The sequence below is a fragment of the Halpernia sp. GG3 genome, from assembly GCF_052976925.2.
Genome location: NZ_JBRIIR020000017.1, coordinates 115,292 through 129,561 on the forward strand (window position 1 = coordinate 115,292; position 14,270 = coordinate 129,561).

16 protein-coding genes and 1 tRNA gene are annotated in these 14,270 nt (G+C 33.4%); 7 read left to right on the forward strand and 10 right to left on the reverse strand.

Translation table 11 applies throughout. The features are described 5' to 3' along the window. Positions 1-3: 3 nt before the first annotated feature. Positions 4-474, reverse strand: a complete 471-nt coding sequence (gene greA / locus ACVBED_RS09920; protein ID WP_447120129.1) for a transcription elongation factor GreA — start codon at positions 472-474, stop codon at positions 4-6. Positions 475-570: 96 nt separating this feature from the next. Here greA and ACVBED_RS09925 point away from each other — a divergent pair, with 96 nt between their 5' ends. From ACVBED_RS09925 to ACVBED_RS09935, 3 genes are read left to right on the forward strand one after another with little or no spacing between them, the layout of a single operon-like run. Further along, the gene (locus ACVBED_RS09925) at positions 571-1,023 is read left to right on the forward strand and encodes a Rieske (2Fe-2S) protein (protein ID WP_447120130.1); all 453 of its coding nucleotides are present in this window, start codon (positions 571-573) and stop codon (positions 1,021-1,023) included. Between the two features lie 9 nt (positions 1,024-1,032). After that, positions 1,033-1,482 (forward strand): D-aminoacyl-tRNA deacylase, encoded by a 450-nt coding sequence (gene dtd, locus ACVBED_RS09930; RefSeq protein WP_447120131.1) that lies wholly within the window; start codon positions 1,033-1,035, stop codon positions 1,480-1,482. 57 nt (positions 1,483-1,539) lie between these two features. Beyond that, entirely contained in the window at positions 1,540-3,816 is a 2,277-nt protein-coding gene (locus ACVBED_RS09935; protein WP_447120132.1) for a GH92 family glycosyl hydrolase, read from the forward strand. Positions 3,817-3,893: 77 nt separating this feature from the next. Here the strand turns inward: ACVBED_RS09935 and yajC are convergent, their stop codons facing one another. Genes yajC through ACVBED_RS09950 form a run of 3 tightly spaced genes read right to left on the reverse strand, consistent with a single transcriptional unit; the run spans position 3,894 to position 5,616 of the window. After that, positions 3,894-4,220 carry a preprotein translocase subunit YajC gene (gene yajC, locus ACVBED_RS09940; protein ID WP_447120133.1) on the reverse strand — a complete coding sequence of 109 codons (327 nt, stop codon included), beginning with the start codon at positions 4,218-4,220 and terminating at the stop codon, positions 3,894-3,896. An 11-nt stretch (positions 4,221-4,231) separates the two neighbouring features. Further along, positions 4,232-4,705 carry a DUF1573 domain-containing protein gene (locus tag ACVBED_RS09945; protein WP_473094953.1) on the reverse strand — a complete coding sequence of 158 codons (474 nt, stop codon included), beginning with the start codon at positions 4,703-4,705 and terminating at the stop codon, positions 4,232-4,234. Positions 4,706-4,707: 2 nt separating this feature from the next. Next, entirely contained in the window at positions 4,708-5,616 is a 909-nt protein-coding gene (locus ACVBED_RS09950; protein ID WP_447120135.1) for a transcription antitermination factor NusB, read from the reverse strand. A 58-nt stretch (positions 5,617-5,674) separates the two neighbouring features. Between ACVBED_RS09950 and ACVBED_RS09955 the strand changes: the two genes are divergently transcribed. From ACVBED_RS09955 to ACVBED_RS09965, 3 genes are all read left to right on the forward strand, one after another. Continuing rightward, positions 5,675-7,336 carry an ABC transporter ATP-binding protein gene (locus ACVBED_RS09955; RefSeq protein ID WP_447120136.1) on the forward strand — a complete coding sequence of 554 codons (1,662 nt, stop codon included), beginning with the start codon at positions 5,675-5,677 and terminating at the stop codon, positions 7,334-7,336. A 102-nt stretch (positions 7,337-7,438) separates the two neighbouring features. Continuing rightward, the gene (locus ACVBED_RS09960; RefSeq protein WP_447120137.1) at positions 7,439-7,774 is read left to right on the forward strand and encodes a DUF3276 family protein; all 336 of its coding nucleotides are present in this window, start codon (positions 7,439-7,441) and stop codon (positions 7,772-7,774) included. A gap of 262 nt (positions 7,775-8,036) precedes the next feature. Continuing rightward, positions 8,037-8,189 (forward strand): hypothetical protein, encoded by a 153-nt coding sequence (locus ACVBED_RS09965; protein WP_447120138.1) that lies wholly within the window; start codon positions 8,037-8,039, stop codon positions 8,187-8,189. 67 nt (positions 8,190-8,256) lie between these two features. Here ACVBED_RS09965 and ACVBED_RS09970 read toward each other — a convergent pair. From ACVBED_RS09970 to ACVBED_RS09980, 3 genes are all read right to left on the reverse strand, one after another. Next, a tRNA-His gene (locus ACVBED_RS09970) sits at positions 8,257-8,330 on the reverse strand. Between the two features lie 38 nt (positions 8,331-8,368). Next, the gene (gene bshB1, locus ACVBED_RS09975) at positions 8,369-9,088 is read right to left on the reverse strand and encodes a bacillithiol biosynthesis deacetylase BshB1 (RefSeq protein ID WP_447120139.1); all 720 of its coding nucleotides are present in this window, start codon (positions 9,086-9,088) and stop codon (positions 8,369-8,371) included. Positions 9,089-9,261: 173 nt separating this feature from the next. After that, on the reverse strand, positions 9,262-9,552 hold the full coding sequence (locus ACVBED_RS09980; RefSeq protein ID WP_447120140.1) for a hypothetical protein: 291 nt from the start codon (positions 9,550-9,552) through the stop codon (positions 9,262-9,264). Positions 9,553-9,837: 285 nt separating this feature from the next. On the opposite strand from ACVBED_RS09980, the gene fumC reads away from it, so the two are divergent. Then, complete coding sequence (fumC, locus tag ACVBED_RS09985; RefSeq protein WP_473094954.1) at positions 9,838-11,232, forward strand: class II fumarate hydratase; 1,395 nt, start codon at positions 9,838-9,840, stop codon at positions 11,230-11,232. 15 nt (positions 11,233-11,247) lie between these two features. On the opposite strand, the gene ACVBED_RS09990 is transcribed toward fumC, so the two are convergent. The 3 genes from ACVBED_RS09990 to ACVBED_RS10000 are packed head-to-tail and all read right to left on the reverse strand — an operon-like array spanning position 11,248 to position 14,232. Continuing rightward, positions 11,248-12,024: a hypothetical protein gene (locus ACVBED_RS09990; protein WP_473094955.1), complete on the reverse strand. Its 777-nt coding sequence runs from the start codon at positions 12,022-12,024 to the stop codon at positions 11,248-11,250. Between the two features lie 19 nt (positions 12,025-12,043). Further along, a complete protein-coding gene (locus tag ACVBED_RS09995) occupies positions 12,044-12,751 on the reverse strand; it encodes an ABC transporter ATP-binding protein (RefSeq protein WP_447120142.1) in 708 nt (235 codons plus the stop codon). Between the two features lie 17 nt (positions 12,752-12,768). Next, positions 12,769-14,232 carry a DUF5687 family protein gene (locus tag ACVBED_RS10000; RefSeq protein ID WP_473094956.1) on the reverse strand — a complete coding sequence of 488 codons (1,464 nt, stop codon included), beginning with the start codon at positions 14,230-14,232 and terminating at the stop codon, positions 12,769-12,771. Positions 14,233-14,270: the final 38 nt, after the last annotated feature.

Genomic DNA, 14,270 nt, shown 5'->3' on the forward strand with positions numbered 1-14,270 from the left:
AAATTAAATCGTGATATTTAAAACCTCGAAAGAGAGTTTATTTCCATTTGGCAAAATAATTTCTGCAGTTTCACCTACTTTTTTATTAAGCAGACCCTTTGCGATCGGCGTACTTACAGAGATTTTTCCTACTTTAATATCACTTTCATTATCTGGAACTAAAGTAAATTTTTGTTCCTTTTTCGTATCAAGATTCATTAATGTGACCGTCGTAAGCATTGAAACTTTTGAAGTATCAAGATTTGTCTCATCAATGATTTTAGCCTCGGCTAAAATATTTTTTATTTTCGAAATACGCATTTCCAACATTCCTTGCGCTTCTTTAGCCGCATCATACTCAGCGTTTTCTGATAAATCACCCTTGTCGCGTGCTTCTGCGATTTGTTGCGTAATTTTTGGTCTCTCAATGGTTTCCAACTGCTCCAATTCGGTTTTCATCCTATCAAAACCCTCCTGTGTTACATAATTTGCCATTACATTTTATTTAAAATTTATATAAAAAAATAATCCGACATTTGCCGGACAATATCTATTCTTGATTTGTAGTTACAAAGATATAAATTTATTTTAATGAAAACTAAGACTTCTTTGGTCCTTATTTTAATAACATTGATTTTCAGTGCTTTATTAATAACTAATTCCTGCGGTAACAGACAAGATACGGTCAGTTGTTTTCCAAATTCACCAATTAGTGTAAATTTAAATCTAAGTCTTCCAGCCTATCAAAATCTTCAAAATGTAGGCGGTTACATTTACGTAAATGAACAAAGCAGCGGAACACGAGGTTTAATTGTTGTGCGAACCACCAATTCATTTAAAGTTTATGACAGAAATGCACCGCATATTTGCCCGGGCAGCAATACCACTCTCGAAGTGAAAGACAACATTAAAGTAATCTGCCCAAGTGACGGTGCAGAATGGATCTTAATCACCGGCGAACCAATTAACATTTCTAAAGTTCCGCCAAAAACATATCCTGTAAATTATGATTCTTCAACTAACATTCTCTCTATCTTTAATTAAATTTATTCAATGAGAATCGTCATTCAAAGAGTTTCTTCGGCAAATGTAGAAGTTGACACGAAAATTGCTGGCGAAATTTCCAAAGGTTTGCTTTTACTAATTGGCGTTGATGAAGAAGATACAAAAGAAGATGCAGACTGGCTTGTAAAAAAAGTTTTAGATCTGAGAATTTTTAGCGATGATGAAGGGAAAATGAATCTTTCGGTGAAAGATATTCTCGGTGAAATCCTTTGTATAAGTCAGTTTACATTAATTGCAGATTACAAAAAAGGCAATAGACCTTCGTTTATAAAAGCTGCAAAACCGGAGTTAGCTCTGAATTTATTTAATTATTTTAAAACGGAAATTGCAAAGTCTACTTTAAAAATTGAAAGCGGAATTTTTGCTGCAGATATGCAAGTGTCTTTGGTAAATGACGGACCTGTTACTTTGGTTTTTGATAGTAAAACAAAAAATTAACTTCAATTTTCAAATTTTCCCATTAAGATTTAATAATTTAGTGAAAATTATTATCCAATGAAATATTGCATTTTCCTGTTTGCTATTCTATTTTCAGCAAATTGCTATTCTCAAAGTTTAATTTCCTACGCGAACCCAATGACTGGAACCAAAAGTATGGGACACACTTTTCCAGGCGCAACTGCACCTTTTGGAATGGTGCAACTTTCCCCGGAAACAAATCAGCAACCTTATATAAAAGACGGAAAATACAATGCTGAAACTTACCGATATTGTTCTGGATATCAATACGATGACGATACAATTTTCGGCTTTTCACATACCCACTTAAGTGGAACAGGTCATTCCGATTTAGGAGATTTTTTAATTATGCCAACAGTTGGTAAACTTAATTTAGAACCCGGCGATGCTAAAATCCCGAAAAGTGGTTTTCATTCCCAATTTTCTCATTCTTCCGAAAAAGCAGAACCTGGATTTTACAGCGTAATGCTTAATGATTATAATATCAAAGCAGAACTAACTGCCACGGCACGTGTTGGGTTTCACAAATATACGTTTCCAAAATCGTCAGATTCTCATATCATTTTAGATTTAATGTCTAATATCTATAATTATGATGGCAAAAATGTCTGGACTTTTGTTCGTGTAGAAAATGATTCAACTGTTACCGGATATCGCGAAACGACAGGTTGGGCAAGAACTAAAAAAGTATTTTTCGCGATGAAGTTTTCAAAACCGTTTAAATCTTACGGTAGAAAACGCTATGAAAAGGTAGAATATAATGGCTTTTACAGAAAGTTTAACGAAAATGAAAATTTCCCGGAAATTGCTGGCAGACAAATTCGCGCCTATTTTAATTTTGATACCAAGGAGAATGAAAGCATTGAAATAAAATTTGCCCTGTCAAATACTTCTACAGATGGCGCGATGAAAAATTTAGAAACTGAAATCCCAAATTGGAATTTTGATCAAATTAAAAAAGAAACCCAGCAAAAATGGGAAAAAGAATTGTCGAGAATTCAGGTGGAAAGTTTAAATGAAAATGATAAAAGAGTTTTTTATACTTCCATGTATCACACGATGATGTCGCCGTCAATTTATGAAGATGTTGATGGAAAATATTTGGGATTGGATCAAAATATTCATCAATCTGATGGTTTTACGAATTATACTATTTTTTCACTTTGGGACACGTATCGTGCGCTGCATCCACTTTACAACATTATTCAGCCGAAAAGAAATAATGATTTTGTGCATTCTATGATAGCACATTACGAGCAAAGTGTGCATCACGCTTTACCGATCTGGAGTTTATATGCGAACGAAGATTGGTGTATGACCGGTTATCATGCGGTTTCCGTAATTGCTGACGCGATTTTAAAAGGAAATACAGACATTAATATTAATGAAGCTCTAAAAGCCGCACAATCTTCCTCAAATTTAAAATATTATGATGGAATAGGTTCTTATTTAAAATACGGTTACGTTCCGGAAGATTTAAGTAATGCTTCAGTTTCAAAAACTTTAGAATACGCGTATGACGACTGGACGATTGCACAGATCGCTAAAAAAGCTGGAAATAAAGAAGTTGAAAATGAATATTTAAAAAGAAGTGAAAATTATAAAAACGTATACGATCCAAAAAGTGGTTACATGCGACCAAAATTATCCGATGGAACTTTTAAAAAAGAATTTGATCCGATGGACACTGAAGGACAAGGTTTTATAGAAGGCAACGCTTTTAATTACGGCTTATATGTTCCACAAAATGTGCCGAAAATGATTGAAATGATGGGCGGAAAAGATAAATTTTCTAAACATTTAGACAGTATTTTTACGACACTAATTCCGGATAAATATATTGAAAGAAACGAAGATATTACACGTGACGGAATTATCGGGAATTATATCCACGGGAATGAACCAGGACATCACATTCCGTACCTTTACAACTGGACGAATGATCCGTGGAAAACGCAGGAAAAAGTTCGTTTAATTTTAAATAAGATGTACCACGATGGGCCTGCGGGACTTTGTGGTAACGACGATGCTGGACAAATGAGCGCCTGGTATATTTTCTCTGCCATAGGATTTTATCCGGTTTTGCCAGGCTCAAATGATTATGCATTAGGAAGTCCGCTCGTTAAATCTGCCGTTATTAATTTAGAAAATGGAAAGAAATTTACCATTAAAACTGAAAATCAATCTGCTGAAAATGTCTTTGTAAAAAAAGTGACTTTAAATGGGAAAGAAATTAAAGACCATACTTTACATTATCAAGATGTAATTGCCGGCGGAACTTTGGTTTTTTATATGCGCAATAAGCATAATTAAATCAGACATTTGAAATTATAACCAAAAAAATCCATCACAAATCTGCGATGGATTTTTAACTTTAAGAAAAAGTTTATTTATTTTTTTACTTCCGAAGTATCTGGAAATCTTTGCTGCGTAAATTCTCTCGAAATTGCTGCTTTTTCAAATTTAATTTTCCCCGCCATTGTTTCAATCACCACGCCGTCTTCCATTACCTGAGCAATTCTTCCTTGAATTCCTGAAGTCATTACGACTCTAGAACCTACTTTTATGGTTTCCTGAAACGTTTTTTCCTGTTTTTGTTTTTTCATTTGTGGACGGATCATCAGGAAATAAAATCCCACGAACATTACGCCCATCATTAACAAAGTTGGCGTCATAGAACCTTCACCGCCGCCAAACTGTAATATTGTTGCAATCATTTTTTTAATTTTTATTTAATATTTGCTGTGAAATTTATTGTGATTGGCGCTTTTGCAACATTTGCATAAACATCTGCCGTTTTATTAACCACGCCGTCAAAAGCTTCAGATTCAAACTTTAAAGTAATTTTTCCTTTTTTTCCGGGCATAATTGGATCTTTTGTAAATTCGGGAATCGTACAGCCACAGCCAGGTTTAACCTCAGAAATAATAAGCGGATTTGTTCCGGTGTTTGTTATTTCATAAGTGTGGCTTTTCACGTCTCCTTTTTTTATTACTCCAAAATCAAACGTGTTTTCTGAAATGGCAATATTGGTTAAAGGTTTGGATTGCGCTTCTTTTATGGAAGCCTCGTTCGGATTTACTGGTCCTGTCGTCATTGTATCAACATGAATTTGATCTGCTGGCTGACTTTTTTTCTCACAAGATTGAAAAGAAAATACAACTAACGTGCTAATTGCTAATAATTTAAATGTAATATTCATAACTAAACTCTGTTTTTATCTTTTATATATTTATCTAAAATACCGTTAACGAAGATATTAGATTTTTCCGTAGAAAACACCTTTGAAATCTCAATGTACTCATTCATAATTACCGCAGACGGTGTAAAAGGAAAATGATCCATTTCTGTAATTGCTGCGATAATGATGATTTTATCAATTAAAGAAATTCTTTCTAAGTCCCAGTTTTGCAAACGTTCTTTTACTTTCTCTTCACTTTCTTTTAAATGAATGATGGCATATTTTAATAAATTTCTTGCAAAATCAATGTCGTCGTCATTTTTAAACATTTTGATCAAAGTGTGACTACTTACATCTGGTTTAAGATAGCCAACTGTTTTTTGAATCATAGAATTAGCAATGTGAAAATCATCTGCCCAACTCAATTCTTTTTCTTCCAAATGTTCGTGAAAATCTGTGTTTTCTGCAATATATCTAAGAAATAATTTCCCGATAAATTTTTGATCGTCCTCAAAAGAATAAGTATCCTCTTCCAGCATAAAATCCTGATACCTTTTCCCCGCTTTTATCCGCTGAAAAGTATGAACAAGCAAACTGTCATACAAATCCCATTTTAATTCTAAATGCTTGGACGTGAATGATAAACGCTCGGTGTTTTCTTCTAACTGAAGCAGAACTTTATTATTAATAAATTTTTGATTCGGATTGATCGTAGATTCAGTTTTAATGAATTTATTCTTGCTGATCTCAATTTGCTGCTCCGCAACATTCTTTAAACCAACTAAAAAATTAAGTTCATAGATGTACAAATGATAAATTTTATCTATCTGTGATATCATATTTTTCTCCAGAATATCTGCTGCTATTGGATTCTGATAATAAGAATAAAGTGTTTCCACTACTTTTTCACGGATTTGTCGTCTACCTAACATTCAAAGAACTTTTTTGTGCCGCAAAGGTAACAATAAAATTTGTAATTTTGCCCTTCATATGAAAGCGCTAAAAACCCTCAATCCTTATTTCTATAAACATAAACTCCTTCTTTTTTACGGATTTATTTTTATAATTTTAAGTAACTTTTTTAATATCTATAAGGTTCCTTTTATCGGCGATTCTGTTAATGAGATTGCCAGTTATAAAGGCTCTGGCTTTAATCCAAAAATATTAACTAATGTTGGAATAATAATCGGTTCTTCCCTTCTTACGGGATTTTTCACTTTTATGATGCGCCAAACAATTATTGTGGCATCCCGAAGAATAGAATACGAACTGAAAAATAAAATCTACAGCCATTATCAGGAAATTTCTATCACAGATTATAAAAAAACAACTATTGGTGATTTATTAAATCGCCTCAGCGAAGACGTTGTTGCGATAAGAATGTATCTCGGTCCAGGCGTTATGTATGTGGCAAATTTAATTGTACTGGTTTCTATCACTACATTTTATATGCTAAAAACGGACGTTTCTATGACATTATGGACTTTAATTCCTCTGCCCATTTTATCTTTTTTAATTTACAGAGTAAGCTCAGTCATCAGCAGAAAATCAAAAATTACACAGAAAAGTCAGTCTGCGATCTCAACTTTTGTGACAGATAGTTTTTCTGGGATAAGAGTTGTAAAGTTTTTTGCTAAAGAAAAATTTATAGAGAAAAATTATAGTGATAAAGTCCGTGATTATCAGGATAAATCATTGGATCTTGCAAAAACGGAAGCCTATTTTTTCACGATTATTACTTTCGTAATTGGCTTGCTAAATGTGGCAATTCTCTTTATTGGTGGACAAAAATATATTTCAGGCCAAATGAATGTCGGGACTATCGCAGAATTTTTCACTTATATTAATATTCTTATTTTTCCTTTCTCAATGCTTGGTTGGGTAACTTCCATCAATCAAAGAGCCGATGCTTCCATGCAGCGTGTGAACGAATTTCTAGATATGAAATCTCAAATTGTTAACACAAATACCAATAAATATGACATTGGCGGCGGTATCGAATTTCGCAACGTTTCCTACACTTATCCAAACACAGGAATTAAAGCCTTGGATCATTTATCCTTTAAAATAGAAGCCGGAAAATCACTCGCTATTATGGGGAAAACCGGTAGTGGAAAATCGACAATCGCACTTCTTCTCAGCCGATTAATTGATCCCGATGAAGGCGAAATTCTTATTGACGGAAAAAATCTAAAAGACCATAATTTAAAAAATTACCGCAACAATCTTGGGTTCATTCCACAGGAAAGTTACTTGTTTTCAGATACTATTGAGAATAATATCGGTTTTGCTTTAGACCGACCTTCGCATAAATTAGTAGAAGAAATGGCGAAAACCGCAGACGTTCATAATAATATCATGGGTTTTAAAAATAAATACGAAACCATGGTTGGCGAGCGCGGCGTGATGCTTTCTGGTGGACAAAAACAGAGGATTTGTATTGCGCGTGCTTTAATAAAACAGCCGAAAATTTTAATTTTTGACGATTCACTTTCCGCTTTAGATACAGAAACTGAAGAAAATATTTTAAAAAACATCGATGAAAAAATCAATAACACGACCAATGTGATCATTACGCACCGTGAAAGCAGCGCAAAACGAGCAGACAAAACCCTGCATTTAACGCCGATAAACGAGTTTGAACTAATTTAAATTATTGATTTACAGTATAATTAACTAATTTTAAGAAAATATATTAAAATTAAAAGATTTCTTTTATATTTGTTATCACAAGATTTCAAACAAAGCGTAAAAATGAGTGATTACAAGGAAAGAAACGAAAATGAGATTTTCACGAAAGTTTTAAAAGCCGGGCGCAGAACCTATTTTTTTGATGTGCGGGAAACCAAAGCGGGAGATTACTATCTCACGATTACAGAAAGTAAAAAAAGTTTTCATGACAATGGCGAAGCCAGTTTTGAAAAACACAAAATTTACCTTTACAAAGAAGATTTCGCCCAGTTTGGCGAAATGTTTACCGAGGCCTCAGATTTTATTATAGAAAACAAAGGCGAAGACGTGATCTCAGAGCGCCACGATAAAGATTTCAAGGCAAAAACCTTCACCATAGATTCTGAAGACGAAATTTAAAAACATATAAGAGCATTTAATTTATTAGATGCTTTTTTTATTTTCTTTGGGCGGACATTTCGTGCTATCCGCTGTATCTTTTTTGTCATTGCGAGCGACGCGAATCAATCTGTTGAACTTTTAATCGCAATAACAAAAAAGGATGCCGCTTCTATCACGGCCGCAGTTTATCGGTATTTGCGAGGTCTTGTTTAATAAGAGATTTAGAAAATCAAAAAGTTACTTATATTTGAAAAGGCGTGGAAAATCAAAAAACTAACAAATGAGAAAACTGATTAAAATATTCAGCCATTTACTTTTGCCACTATTTTCAATTACAATTTATTCTCAAAATTTATATTCTGAAAAATTTGAAGATTGTAAAACTTCAAGTTTTTGCTTAGATTGTGGCGATTCCGATGGCGCGGATTTATAATCCGTGACCTAAGTATTTATAATTATAGAAATCAAAAAAGTGTTCCAATCGGAACACTTTTGCTTTGGGTGGATGACCGGGTTCGAACCGGCGACCTTCGGTACCACAAACCGACATTCTAACCAACTGAACTACAACCACCGTTTTTCAGAAGTGCAAATATAGTATTTTCTCTAAAATTAACAAACAATTCCGTCAAAATTTTTGAAGGCTAATAACTTTTCACTTGTAAAACCTTCGGCAAAATCTACGCCTGATAATCTTCCCAGATCTTGTGCGCGGTAAGTCAAACTTTCTAAGAAATCTTTGGTGGCAATTGGCGTAACCGGTTCTGTACTTTTCGGATCGTAAAACTGGGTTTTATAAGCCAAACACGCTTCAATTTTTTTATCCATAAACTCTGAAATATCGTACACAAAATCTGGTTTAATATTTTTCCATTGGATATAGTGGAAAATCTGTTTCGGCCGCCAAACTTCCTGCGTATTTCCGTCAAGTTCAGTTTCTATTTTTTTTAAACCTGCCAGAAAACACGCGTCTGAAACTAATTTTGCAGCCTTTGCATGATCTGGATGGCGATCGTCAATGGCGTTGCAAAATAAAATTTCTGGTTGGTATTTCCGGATTATTTTTACAATTTGCATTTGGTACTCCTGTGAATTTTCAAGAAAACCATCTTTCATTCCAAGATTTTCTCGATGAGAAACCCCTAAAATTTCAGAAGCATTTTTAGCTTCTTCCGCCCGGGTTTCGTCTGTTCCGCGAGTCCCTAGTTCGCCCCGCGTCAGATCTACGATAGCGACGCTTTTGCCTTCAAAAATTAATTTGGCAAGTGTTCCGCCACAACCTAATTCTACATCATCTGGATGTGCGCCAATTGCTAAAAAATCTACTTTCATTTGATTAAATTAAACGCTGCAAAGTATTTCGCAGTTTTATCACTACAAAAATAAGAAAAGTAAAACAGTTTTAAAATTAACCTGAGATAAAAAATCCACTCAAAAAAATTTGAGTGGATATAATATATAGAGTTTCGCTTGAGGCAATTCTTGCAAAGCGAAGAATTGCAAAATTAATGTGCGACGTGAGAGTCAGAATCGTGGTGCAAATAAGGACCATGTCCTTTTGGATTGTTATAAATCACTTCATAACCTTCTTTTTCATATAATTTTTTAAATCTCACTTCTTCCGGATCAAATGCTTTTGATTTTCCGAAATATTCCCAAAGTCCTTCAGTTAACCAAAGTGGCAATACAAAACCAAAAAACATAAAGATACACCAGAAGCCAACAAGCATCATTCCTAAAAAGAAACAAAAACCAAGAAACTGGTAAAAAGGCCAAAAAGCGGATAGCATTATCATTGCAATAAATTTTAAGCAAAAATACTTTAAAATTTCTTTCATACAAAAGTTTTCTGACCAAAATTTATCATTTTGTTGAGATTTTAGAAATGCGTAAATTTGCAATTGAAATTTTTCAGCAATTTTATCTGATGAAAAGTAGAAATAAACTTGAAACTTAGCCCCGATTGCAGTGGAAATCTTTTTAATTTTTAAAAAAAATTAAAAAGATTGTAACGAAAAGCGGGTAAAAAAGTGAAAAGAAACAAAAACCCTTCTTGCTCCTAAAAAAATAAAACTAAAACTATGGATTTCAGAATTGAAAAAGATACGATGGGCGATGTGCAGGTGCCTGCGGATAAATTTTGGGGCGCGCAAACCGAGCGTTCCAGAAATAATTTTAAAATTGGGCCAGAAGCGTCGATGCCAAAAGAAATCATTGAAGCCTTTGCTTATTTAAAAAAGGCAGCGGCTTTTACGAATGCAGAATTGGGTGTTTTGTCGGATGAAAAGCGTGATGCGATTGCAAAAGTTTGTGATGAAATTTTAGCAGGAAAATTAGCTGATCAATTTCCACTTGTAATTTGGCAAACCGGCTCTGGAACGCAATCTAATATGAACATGAATGAAGTGATCTCAAATAAATCTCACGTAAACGCAGGCGGAAAATTAGGCGAAAAAGCGGAAGTTCACCCAAATGATGATGTGAATAAATCTCAATCTTCAAACGACACTTTTCCCACGGCGATGCATATTGCAGCCTATAAAAAAGTGGTGGAAACGACGATTCCGGCTGTTGAAAAATTGAGAGATACTTTAAAAAGTAAAGTTTCAGAATTTTCAACAATTGTTAAAATTGGCAGAACGCATTTAATGGACGCAACTCCAATTACATTGGGACAGGAATTTTCCGGGTATGTAGCGCAATTAGATTACGCTTTGAAGGCGATAAAAAATACGTTAGAACATTTGCATGAACTCGCTTTGGGCGGAACTGCGGTGGGAACTGGCTTGAATACGCCAAAAGGTTACGATGTTTTAGTCGCAAAATACATTGCAGCTTTTACAGGTTTACCTTTCGTGACGGCACCAAATAAATACGAGGCTTTGGCCGCACACGACGCGATTGTAGAAACGCACGGCGCGCTAAAACAACTCGCAGTTTCTCTGTATAAAATTGCACAGGATATTCGTCTTTTGGCTTCTGGACCGCGTTCTGGTATTGGTGAAATTCACATTCCTGAAAATGAGCCGGGTTCTTCTATCATGCCTGGAAAAGTAAATCCAACGCAGAATGAAGCCTTGACAATGGTTTGTGCGCAGGTTTTAGGAAACGACGTAACGATTTCTTTTGCAGGAACACAAGGAAATTATGAATTGAATGTTTTTAAACCTGTTATGGCAGCGAATTTTTTACAGTCGGCGCAACTTTTAGGCGACGCGTGTATTTCTTTTAACGACCATTGTGCGGTTGGAATTGAACCAAATTTGCCTAGAATAAAAGAATTGGTTGATAAATCTTTGATGTTGGTAACGGCTTTAAACACACATATCGGTTATGAAAATGCCGCAAAAATCGCAAAAACGGCGCATAAAAACGGAACAACTTTAAAAGAAGAAGCCGTAAATCTTGGACTTTTAACGGCTGAACAGTTTGATGAATGGGTGAAACCGGAAGATATGGTTGGTGGTTTGAAGTAGGTTTTAATTTTAAATCTAAAATTCTCTGTAGTTTTTTAAATACCAAAAAATATAGTCCTCATACAATGATTCAAAAGAAAGTTTTTTTCTCAGAAGAGAATTCTTTGGAAGAATATTTAATAATGCAAGGTTTACATTAAGATTTATAAATCTCTCATTTCTTTCTGTTATTGGTTGTCCCAAAACGTTTAAAAAATCTAATTTGTAATTTTTAGTTTGAGTTATAATTCTTGCAGAATTCCAAGTGTCTGTGTGAACGAAAAATTCTTCCAGATTTGGCTTAATAGAATCAATAAATTTTTCAAATTGTTTTAGTTTTTTTATTTCTCGAATTTTTTTTCTTCCAAATTCGTCTATTCTATCACTGTCGTCATCTCCAATAAAATAAAAAATATTACACTTTTTTGCAGTTTTAATAATTAAACTTTTTGAAATTTTTTTATCTAAATTTTGACTGATAAATTTATAATTGAAATTATTTTTATTTTGATTTAATTCTGAGAATAATTCACCAACATGATTTTTATTTAAATTTTGATTTTTTATTTCAATTGTGTCGGTTTCTGATCTATCATTTTTACCTGTTACATCATTAAAAACCCAAGATTTTTTTAATTGTAAATAATTTAATCTGAAATTTTCCTTTATAGGATAAATATTAATAATTTCTTCCCTTTCATATTCACCTTTTTCTCCAAATCCATAACCTCCAATTTTATAATTAATTTTTAAATTTTGAGAAAATAAAAACATTGGTAAAAAAATCAAAGTTGAAAATAAAATCTTTATCATTTTAAAAATAATTCTAATTTTAAACCACAACCGATTCTGCGAAAAACGCTTCCAATTCTTTCAACGTTTCAGGATTGGTTTTGATGTCTTTTACAATTTCGCCTTTATTTAAAACCACAATTCTATTGCTCACTTCAGTTGTGTGGGCCAGATCATGGCTGGAAATTAGAAAAGTAACCTGAGAATCTTGAGACCACTTTCTAATTAAATTTTTAAGTTTAATTTGTGTGGAAGGATCTAAGTTTGCAAAAGGTTCATCTAAAATAATAATTTCCGGCTTGCCGATTAAAGCGCCAACAACGCCCACTTTTTTCTGATTTCCTTTAGATAAATCTCTGACGTATTTTCCGGCATTTAGAATTTCACCATTAAATAAATCTGTGAATTGTTTCATAAAATCATCGACTGATGCTTTATTTTCGCCGCGAAGTTCGCCAAGAAAATAGAAATATTCTTCTGGCGTGAGATAACCAATTAAAAATGATTCATCTACGAAAGCAGAAACTTTGGTTTTCCAATTTTCAGATTTGGCAACGTTTTCGTCATCAATTAAAATTTCACCAGAACTGGCCTGAATTAAATCTAAAAGTAAAGAAAAAAGCGTTGTTTTTCCCGCACCATTATTTCCCACTAAACCGAAACTTTCGCCTTTGGGAATTTCCAAGTTTTGAATATTTAAGACCTTTTTATCGCCGTAAACTTTTGAAATATTATTTATAGAAATCATAGTTGTATTTTTTGTGGTTAATCTAATTTTTTGAACGCGGACAAAGTTGAATATTTTTCGGTTTTGTAAATTTTAACGATATAATCGAAAATTTTATCTCTCAATAAAAATCCAATAAATCCTAAAAATGCAATGGCTAAAACTGCGGCAGTTAAACCAAAGAAATATTTCACACCCATAAAAACGCCGATGGGAACTATAAACTGCGGAATTACCAGAAGTAAATTTTTAATATTAAAATTATTTTGCCCATTAGAAAATCCTTTTGCGGCAGAATTTAGATCAACCGGTCTTTTGTTAAAAGCTCCCGCAAACAACGTGACATAAGCATTTATACCCAAATTATAAAGTCCGGCGGCAAAAATTGTGAAATAATATTCCCAGCCTTTGTAAAAACCATAAGCGGTAGCGAGTATCATTGAAATTAAGGTTGCAATTACAACCAACCACCATTTTGCTTTCAGATAATCTTTATAGGGCACATTTTGCGTCATCATCAGCGAATAATAGGAACTGTCCCAAGCTGGAACCTTCTGTCCAAAAACAATCATAAATCCACCAGTAATAAAAATCCCCGGGAATATTGGTGGGATAGCGCTTTTTGTTCCCATAAAAAACAAACCATAAAATAGGAAGAAAATACCGCTCATTGCGGCGCCTTTTGCAGCTTTACTTCGCTTTATTAATTTTAAATCATTATTTAAAAAAGTTCCAACCGCGCCAAATTTATTTAAGAAAACAATATTCTCGGTTTTTCCAACTGCTTTTTTTATTTCCAAACCTTTATCTAAATAAAGATTACTTTTTATAAATCTAAAAACTAAGACGCTGAAAAGTATTGCTAAAAATAAAGGAATTAAAAACAACAAATGATTGTTATAAAATTTAAAAATAAACTGCTGTGAAAAGGCAAAAACATCTATTACTTGAAAATAATTCAATGTGCCAACGGCTGCTAAAGAAGCGAAAACGAAGTACATTAAACCATCAATTTTATTGATAATAACGTTGATAAAAGTATTAATGATGATAAGCGAAACCGCCGCTAAAACTAAACTAAAAATGGAAATTACCGGAAAAGTGCCGTTATGAATGAGCAGGGCTAAAAAAGGAATAAAAAATAGTAAAAATGCCCAGCTGAAGAAGGATGTCAGGATTTTTACCACCGTATATCTGGTAATAATATTCTTATTAATATTTTGCGTCAGTAAAGGTTTAATATTATTAGTTGGCAGTTGTTGCCAAACAAATTTTAGAACTAAATCAACCGTCCAATAGGCTAAAAAATATTTGCAGAACATCAGAATAGGATTTTCACCGTTTTCTAAAGAACCAAAATAAAGTAAAAAAGCGACGCCAATTAAAATGGACGCAAAATACATCAACAGAAATATAGTTCCAATTTTTAGTGCAATCCCAGAAGCAAAGCGCGGACTGCGAAAAAAACTTTTAATTTCGAGACTAACAAATTTATTAAACATATAAATAGTTTAATTAATTGGTAATGAAATGTTAAAAA

Coding starts and splice junctions, on each gene's coding strand:
- greA (WP_447120129.1), bottom strand. CDS start 474: ATGGCAAATTATGTAACACAGGAGGGTTTTGATAGGATGAAAACCGAA.
- ACVBED_RS09925 (WP_447120130.1), top strand. CDS start 571: ATGAAAACTAAGACTTCTTTGGTCCTTATTTTAATAACATTGATTTTC.
- dtd (WP_447120131.1), top strand. CDS start 1,033: ATGAGAATCGTCATTCAAAGAGTTTCTTCGGCAAATGTAGAAGTTGAC.
- ACVBED_RS09935 (WP_447120132.1), top strand. CDS start 1,540: ATGAAATATTGCATTTTCCTGTTTGCTATTCTATTTTCAGCAAATTGC.
- yajC (WP_447120133.1), bottom strand. CDS start 4,220: ATGATTGCAACAATATTACAGTTTGGCGGCGGTGAAGGTTCTATGACG.
- ACVBED_RS09945 (WP_473094953.1), bottom strand. CDS start 4,705: ATGAATATTACATTTAAATTATTAGCAATTAGCACGTTAGTTGTATTT.
- ACVBED_RS09950 (WP_447120135.1), bottom strand. CDS start 5,616: ATGTTAGGTAGACGACAAATCCGTGAAAAAGTAGTGGAAACACTTTAT.
- ACVBED_RS09955 (WP_447120136.1), top strand. CDS start 5,675: ATGAAAGCGCTAAAAACCCTCAATCCTTATTTCTATAAACATAAACTC.
- ACVBED_RS09960 (WP_447120137.1), top strand. CDS start 7,439: ATGAGTGATTACAAGGAAAGAAACGAAAATGAGATTTTCACGAAAGTT.
- ACVBED_RS09965 (WP_447120138.1), top strand. CDS start 8,037: ATGAGAAAACTGATTAAAATATTCAGCCATTTACTTTTGCCACTATTT.
- bshB1 (WP_447120139.1), bottom strand. CDS start 9,088: ATGAAAGTAGATTTTTTAGCAATTGGCGCACATCCAGATGATGTAGAA.
- ACVBED_RS09980 (WP_447120140.1), bottom strand. CDS start 9,552: ATGATAATGCTATCCGCTTTTTGGCCTTTTTACCAGTTTCTTGGTTTT.
- fumC (WP_473094954.1), top strand. CDS start 9,838: ATGGATTTCAGAATTGAAAAAGATACGATGGGCGATGTGCAGGTGCCT.
- ACVBED_RS09990 (WP_473094955.1), bottom strand. CDS start 12,024: ATGATAAAGATTTTATTTTCAACTTTGATTTTTTTACCAATGTTTTTA.
- ACVBED_RS09995 (WP_447120142.1), bottom strand. CDS start 12,751: ATGATTTCTATAAATAATATTTCAAAAGTTTACGGCGATAAAAAGGTC.
- ACVBED_RS10000 (WP_473094956.1), bottom strand. CDS start 14,232: ATGTTTAATAAATTTGTTAGTCTCGAAATTAAAAGTTTTTTTCGCAGT.